Source organism: Mesorhizobium sp. M7A.F.Ca.AU.002.02.1.1, assembly GCF_003998535.1.
GTDB lineage: Bacteria > Pseudomonadota > Alphaproteobacteria > Rhizobiales > Rhizobiaceae > Mesorhizobium > Mesorhizobium ciceri.
The window spans coordinates 1-5,485 of record NZ_RZPB01000421.1; the positions used below are offsets into that span (position 1 = coordinate 1).

Genomic DNA, 5,485 nt, shown 5'->3' on the forward strand with positions numbered 1-5,485 from the left:
TTCCAGGCCTGTTTCTCTCAGGCCCATCGGGTCGAAACCCGCGACATCAGTCTTTCATCGATTGTTCGCGCAGCGAGTCGGCGAGCAGGTTCAAGCCCAGCACGAACGACATCAGTGCGATGGTCGGCGGCAGCGCCGGATGGATGAAGGAGCGCAGCAGGCGGCTGGCGTCCTTGATCGCGGTGCCCCAGTCCGGACTTTCCGGCGCCAGGCCAAGGCCGAAATAACCGAGCGTGCCGAGCAGGATGGTGGTGTAGCCGATGCGCAGGCAGGCATCGACGATCAATGGCCCGCGCGCATTGGGCAGGATCTCCCACAGCATGATGTACCAGGGCGATTCACCGCGCGTCTGCGCCGCCGCCACATAGTCGCGCGTCTTGATGTCCATCACCAGGCCACGCACGATGCGGAACACGCCGGGGCTGGAGGCGAACACCACCGCCACGAAGATGTTGAGCTGGTTTGGATCGATATGGACGATGTGCAGCGGGTCCTTATCGAACACAAGGCCGAGATAGATCCAGCCACCGAGGATCAGGGTGATGCCGAGCAGGATGTAGAGCCGGTCGGGCCGGTTCTTGTAGCGGGTCCAGAACAGCACGCTGAAGAAGATGATCGGGAACAGGAAGAACACGCCGGCCATGCCGTACGGGATCGGCGTGTCCATGATACCCGGCGTCACCAAGAGGTAGAACAGCAGGATCACCGGGAAGGCGAGCACAAGGTTGGCCAGGAACGACAGCACGGTGTCGATCTTGCCGCCGTAATAGCCGGCGGGCAGGCCGAGCGTGATGCCGACCATCAGCGCGAAGCCGGTCGCGGCAGGCGCGATGATCAGCACGATCTGGCTGCCATAGACCATGCGCGAAAACACGTCGCGCGCCAGCTTGTCGCCGCCGAACAGATAGGTCAGCCCCGACTGCGGTTCGACGGCGCCCGGCAGCACGTCCTTCATGATCGGAATCTGGGCCAGCGGATCGAAGGGCGATATGGTCGCGGCGAAGATCGCCGTGAACAGCCAGAACAGGCAGATGCCGACGCCGACAATGCCGACACCGCTGTCGAACAGCTGGCCGTAGAGCGCCAGCTTCTTCTTGTAGGCGAAGCTCGCGCCCATGACGATGACGAGCGCGATCCAGACCGGCCAGAAGCGCGACAGCACTTCGAAAACGACGGTGAAGCCACTGATGTATTGAACCGGCATCGGCTTCGCTCCCTACTGAACTCTGATACGCGGATTGAGAAATGCGTAGCCGACATCGGAAATGAGCTGCGTGATCAAGACGATGAACACCGAGACCAGCGAGCAGCCGAGCAAAAGGTCGATATCGTTGTTGCCGGCCGCCTCGACCAGCGTGTAGCCGAAGCCCTGGTAGCGGAACATCACCTCGACGATGACGACGCCGGTGAGCAGCCAAGGGAATTGCAGCATGATGACGGTGAACGGTGCGATCAGCGCGTTGCGCAAGGCATGTTTGACCACCACGCTGCCGAAGGAGAGACCCTTCAACCGCGCAGTACGGATATATTGCTGCGTCATCACTTCGACCATCGAAGCTCGCGTCATGCGGGCGATATAGCCGATGCCGTAGATCGCCAGCGTCATCACCGGCAGTGTGAAATTGTAGAAGGTGATGCCCTGGCTGGCCGAAGCCGCCGAGCCGTTCAGCCAGCCTAGCCATGAGGCGAAGATGACGGTGAAGATGACGCCCGACACATATTCAGGCGTCGCCGTCGAGGCGATCGACGCCACGGACAGCACCCGGTCGGTTCGCGACCCCTCACGCATGCCGGCCAGAATGCCGATCAGCAGCGAGATCGGCACCATCACCGCCAGCACCCAGAACATCAGGATGCCCGTAGCGCCGAGTGCCGGAAACAGTTTTGAGGCGACGGTCGCCTTGAACTTGGTCGAGCAGCCGAAATCGCCCTGGAAAACGCCGGCAAAGGTCGGCACGAGCGGATCGTTGCAGAAGGAGAAACGCTGCGCCGGCTTGCCGGTCGCCGGGTCGGTTACCGGCTGCTTGGGCAAGACACCAAGCCACTGGCCGTAGCGGACGAAGAAGTTCTGCCGGTAGCCATGGTTGACCAGCCAGCTCTCGAGCTGCTCGGCCGACGTATGCATTTCGGTCTGGCTGATCGCCAGCTTCTTCAGATTGGGTTCGAGGTTGATCAGGAAGAAGACGACCATGGTCAGGCACAGCATCGTCAATGCCATGGTGCCAAGACGCCTGATAACGAAGGAAAGCATGGCGGCCCCCTGCCGATGGGTTGGGGTTTGAGCCGGCTATGAAAGCCAACCCTGCCGTGACCGGCGGGGCTGGCTGTCAAACAGGCCTTCGGATGCGATCAACCCTGTTTTTGTTGCATGGCCTTGCCCGCGAGTCCGCAACTTTTTTGAGAATGTGCGGACCAGCAGGGACGGACAATGCAAAGAGCGAGGGAAGGGAGCGAGCCCCTTCCCTCCATGTCGATGCGATATCAAGCCTGGTCGAGCCAGACCTTGCCGTAGTCGCGCTCGAAGGTCGGGTGCATCTTGTAGTTCTGCACCGCCTTCACCGAGTGGCTGTAGAGCTTGCGCCAGTACGGCTGGATCATGATGCCGGAATCCTGCAGTATCTGCTCGATGTCCTTCATCATGTCCTTGCGCTTGGCGGCGTCGGCAACGGCGAGCGCCGCATTGAGCTTGGCATCCCAGTCCGGATTCGACCAGCCGGCCTCGTTCCAGGCCTCGCCGGTGCGATAGGCGATGGCCAGAACCTGGACGCCGAGCGGACGCATGTTCCAGTTGGTCATCGACAGCGGATACTTCGTCCAGTCGTTCCAGAACGTGGAACCCGGCAGAACGGTGCGCTTCACCTTGATGCCGGCGTCGCGCAGCTGGGCGGCGATCGCATCGCCGGTGTTCTTATGCCAGTCTTCGTCGACGGTGATCAGCTCGTGTTCGAAGTCGGCTTGGCCGGCTTCCGCCATCAGCGCCTTCGCCTTGGCCGGATCACGGGCAACCTTGGGCAGCTCGTAATATTCCGGATGGATCGAGCAGACATGGTGGTTTTCGGCGACCGAGCCGGCATTGCCGTAGCCGAGCTGCAAGACGACATTGTTGTCGACCGCAAGCTGCAGCGCGTTGCGCACCTTCTGGTCGCCATAGGGCTTGTTGTTGACGTTGGTGCGGCAGACGATGGTCGACGCGGTGACGATTTCCGACTTCACCAGGTCCATGCCGTCGAGGATCGACACATAGTCGGCCGAAGTCTCGAAGTTGGTGTGCACTTCGCCGGCCTCGAAAGCGCTGACCATGGCTGCCGGATCGGTGCCGTAGTCGATGAATTCCAGGCCATCGAGGAACACTTCGCCGTCCCACCACTTGTCATCGGTGCGGCGCTTGTAGACCACCTTCTGACCGACATCGTAGGAGACGAGTTCGAACGGACCGGTGCCGATCGGGCAGGCCTTGAAGTCGCCGCCCTTCTCATCGAAGGTCTTGTGGACGATCAGCCCGGGATAGTCGCACATGTTCGGAATCAGCGCGATGTCCGGCTTGCTGAGCTTAAGCACGACCGTGTGGTCGTCCGGCTTGGTCACGGCGCTCTCGTCGAGCTTGTCGTCCTTGACCAGCGAGCCGAGACGGCCGGGCATGGAATTGCCTTCGGCTTTCTTGTCAGCCCAGCGCTTCAGGTTGAAGATGACGTCATCGGCGGTGAAGGCATCGCCATTCGACCAGGTGACGCCCTTGCGCACATGCAGCGTATACTGCGTGGCGTCGTCGTTGACGTCCCAGCTTTCCAGCAGATAGGGGCGAAACGTGTATTCGGAGGTGTACTTGACCAGCGGCTCGAGCGCCTGGCGCTCGGCATTGGCGATTTCCGACCAGTCGGCCTTGCGCGGGTCCTTGGGATCTTTGATCCACTGGGCGATCTTCAGCGTGCCGCCCTTCTTGCCCTTTACCTCTTCGGCCTTCGCCGGCGTCGGATCGGCGAGGCCGAGCAAGCCGTAAGCCATTGCCGTCGATGCGCCGAAGACGCTGGCCATGGCCAGGAATTCGCGGCGGTCCACCTTGCCTGCCTTGGCTTCTTCGGCCATGGCCAGGATGTGATCCGGAACGCGATCGCCATTACTCTTATAAATTGTCATGACTTAACTCCCATTGTTGGCTTTCCGCCTTTTAACATTCCGCATCCAGGCCATGATGTCAAAGACGGCGTGGATTGAGAACATGTTAGGGAATGTGCAACTTTGAAAGGGGAGCGGTTCGCGTGATAACGACAGTCTTGGCGCAAATTTGCTACTGTCCGACGGATTCTTCTGGAATCGCGATAGTCGATTAAACTGAGACATTTACTCTGGCCCGCACAGCACCAGAATCGATCCACCATGAGGCCAAAAGCCCCGCCGGACTGTCAGTATTCCTTCTCGTAGAAGATGCCGCCCTTGGCTTCGCCGGCATCGTTGGCCTCGCCGCGCAGCTTGACGCCGCGCCCGACATTGAGGTCGATCGTCGCCTTGCCCGAGCCAGGCTTGTCGCCCTTCTGGATGGTGACATAGGTGCGGTCGTTGAGGTATTTGCCGGCCGAAACCGCCGTGCCGCCCTGGTCGTCGGTGGTGACGTCGAGATCGTCGACGCCAATTGCGCTGCGCAGGTTTTCCAGCAGCGACGTCGAGCCGCCGACGCCGGCCAGCTGCCCCGCCGCTTCGGCGAGCTGGGCGATCTGCAGCGGCGACAGGTTCGACATCGAGCGGCCGAAGATCAATTGCGCCAGCACCTCATCCTCGGGCAGCGCCGGCACCGAGGAGAAGGTGAACTTCGGATTGGTCGCTTCGCCCGACACCACGATGGTGACGGTGGCGCTGGTCGTCGTCGTGGTCGCCGTCAAATTGAGATAGGGCACCAGCGAGCCGGAAAACCCGACCGTGCCTTCGGTGAAGGTCAGCCGCTTGCCGAGGATCGACAGTCGTCCGCGCTGCAAGGTGAAGGTGCCGACCGCTTGCGGCGACGAGGCCGGGCCGGTCAGCTTCAGCGAGCCGCCAAGTTCGGCATCAACGCCCCTGCCCTGGATGAAGATCTGATTCGGCGCGTTGACCGTGACATCGAGCGCAAGGCCGCTACCGCCGCCCTTGCCGCTGGTCGTCGGCGGCCGCAGCGCCTTGTCCTGCGCCTTGACCGCGCCCGGCGCGTTCTTGTGCTTGACGTCGAGCGCCGCCAGCGAGCCCGGCAATTTGTCGGGAACGGTGATCACCGTCTTGGCGAGATTGACGGTACCGGCGATGACCGGTGCGGAGGTCAGCGGTCCCTTGATCGTCAGGTCGCCGCCGAGATTGGCGGTCACCACCCTGCCGTCCGTATAGCGGCCGTCGACCAGCTTGATCGACAGGTCGGCCGGGAAACCCTGCGCCGGGTTGATGCCGACCGTGCCGCTGGCCGACAGGCCGCCGCGCGTCGACAGCGTTCCGGTCAGCCGGTTGATCCTGGCGACGCCGCCGGCAA

The 5,485-nt window shown here is 61.9% G+C and carries 4 protein-coding genes; all 4 read right to left on the reverse strand.

Annotation, left to right across the window (positions count from 1 at the left end):
• Positions 1-46: 46 nt before the first annotated feature.
• Positions 47-1,204 (reverse strand): ABC transporter permease, encoded by a 1,158-nt coding sequence (locus tag EN879_RS22920; RefSeq protein ID WP_013530884.1) that lies wholly within the window; start codon positions 1,202-1,204, stop codon positions 47-49.
• 12 nt (positions 1,205-1,216) lie between these two features.
• Positions 1,217-2,251 (reverse strand): ABC transporter permease, encoded by a 1,035-nt coding sequence (locus tag EN879_RS22925; RefSeq protein ID WP_013530883.1) that lies wholly within the window; start codon positions 2,249-2,251, stop codon positions 1,217-1,219.
• 230 nt (positions 2,252-2,481) lie between these two features.
• Entirely contained in the window at positions 2,482-4,134 is a 1,653-nt protein-coding gene (locus tag EN879_RS22930) for an ABC transporter substrate-binding protein (protein ID WP_013530882.1), read from the reverse strand.
• Between the two features lie 266 nt (positions 4,135-4,400).
• Positions 4,401-5,485: translocation/assembly module TamB domain-containing protein (locus EN879_RS22935; RefSeq protein WP_206520984.1), on the reverse strand; the 1,085-nt coding region annotated here is incomplete at its 5' end.

Coding starts and splice junctions, on each gene's coding strand:
- EN879_RS22920 (WP_013530884.1), bottom strand. CDS start 1,204: ATGCCGGTTCAATACATCAGTGGCTTCACCGTCGTTTTCGAAGTGCTG.
- EN879_RS22925 (WP_013530883.1), bottom strand. CDS start 2,251: ATGCTTTCCTTCGTTATCAGGCGTCTTGGCACCATGGCATTGACGATG.
- EN879_RS22930 (WP_013530882.1), bottom strand. CDS start 4,134: ATGACAATTTATAAGAGTAATGGCGATCGCGTTCCGGATCACATCCTG.